This is a genomic window from Bradyrhizobium sp. Mp27 (assembly GCF_029953005.1).
In the GTDB taxonomy this organism is placed as follows: domain Bacteria; phylum Pseudomonadota; class Alphaproteobacteria; order Rhizobiales; family Xanthobacteraceae; genus Bradyrhizobium; species Bradyrhizobium barranii.
Window position 1 is genome coordinate 1 of record NZ_JASAUS010000512.1, and the last position, 1,259, is coordinate 1,259.

At 51.3% G+C, this 1,259-nt stretch carries 2 protein-coding genes; both read right to left on the minus strand.

The window, feature by feature from the left end:
* Positions 1-79: 79 nt before the first annotated feature.
* A complete protein-coding gene (locus QJT78_RS51395; RefSeq protein WP_281460890.1) occupies positions 80-745 on the minus strand; it encodes a methyltransferase domain-containing protein in 666 nt (221 codons plus the stop codon).
* Between the two features lie 61 nt (positions 746-806).
* The gene (locus QJT78_RS51400; RefSeq protein ID WP_028154629.1) at positions 807-1,097 is read right to left on the minus strand and encodes a hypothetical protein; all 291 of its coding nucleotides are present in this window, start codon (positions 1,095-1,097) and stop codon (positions 807-809) included.
* Positions 1,098-1,259 lie beyond the last annotated feature (162 nt).

Sequence of the window (1,259 nt, forward strand, 5' to 3'; positions counted from 1 at the left end):
TCGCGGTTGAAGGTGATGGGGTGGCTTCGCAACCGAATCCTACGCCGCATCAGCGCTTTACACCACGCTCGCCAGCCTCTCAGGCGCCCTCTCGCGAATAAGACGGGTTAGTGAAATCAACAATGATCGAAATCGGCTTGCCGCCAGCCCGCATGTCGCGGGGCGGGCATCTAAAGACGAACATTTCATTCTCTGGGAACGCATTCGTCACGGCAGTCTCGTCGTCTACAAAATAATGATGAAAAGTTATGTCCGAACATTTTCGGATTTCAGACTGCAATATTAGGTGAAGAATCTGCTCGTAGGTTGGAAACCAGAGGTGCGCATAACCATCGGTCGTGTACATAGGCTTAAGAACAGCTTTTTCGGCGTCGTATTCAGCCTTCCCGCCCATCATCAGATCAGCGATGACATCGCCTTTATGATTGTAAATCGATCTCGCCTTAAGCAAAGGGCTTCGATAATCAGGAACACTGAGCCTGAAAATTCCACCGACTCTTAGCGCCCGGTATATCTCATCAAAGAGGCTTGGCACTCGCTCTTTCGGGATGTGCTCCATCACATCTTGCGCTTGTATTTTCTTGACTGAACCATCAGGGACAGGAAGCGGGTTATTTAAGTCATGCAGCATTTCCCGCTCATAGCGCGGGTTAAGACAAAGGCCAATCCAGTTGGGAATACCGTATTGAGGCTCAGTTTTGCCAAGATTTCCGAAATAGAGATACGAATCTTCCGTGATGCTCATTTGCGCTCACCCTCCCCAAAATATGGAGATAGCATCATAAAAGGCCCGGGCAATACGAAAACTACCAACAATTGTGTATGTTTTTGTCATAGCACTTGAGCAAGACCGAGAGCCCGTGCGCGTGAGCATCGGCGACAGCCTTTGCGATGTTCGCATCGCTCTCCGTCTTTTCAGGGACGTTGAGGACGTTGTTTGACGTTCGGGTTGACGTAAAAATGCGCGGCGCCAACTCCAGCGAATTGGATCCGGTGTCTGCAATTTCTTGCATGACCGAATCCGCGGTTTTGCTGACAAGCTCGCCGTTGAAGTTCGAGAGGACGCCAAATCCCTGGACGCCGAAAACTCCTGCCATTCATCACTCCTATGCAGATTGCGCTACGGACAACTCAGCGCAAACACATCGAGCCCCGTGGGTCGGTCAAAATCCCCCGGGTATGGTCACTTGAAACTCCCCCACCTGATGATCGCCGTCAGCGCCGCTGAACAGCAGTAGCCGGTCAGGCAGGACGTTTAT

What these genes read in the sequence shown, in the direction of transcription:
- QJT78_RS51395 (WP_281460890.1), bottom strand. Translation starts at nt 745, where the DNA reads ATGAGCATCACGGAAGATTCGTATCTCTATTTCGGAAATCTTGGCAAA.
- QJT78_RS51400 (WP_028154629.1), bottom strand. Translation starts at nt 1,097, where the DNA reads ATGGCAGGAGTTTTCGGCGTCCAGGGATTTGGCGTCCTCTCGAACTTC.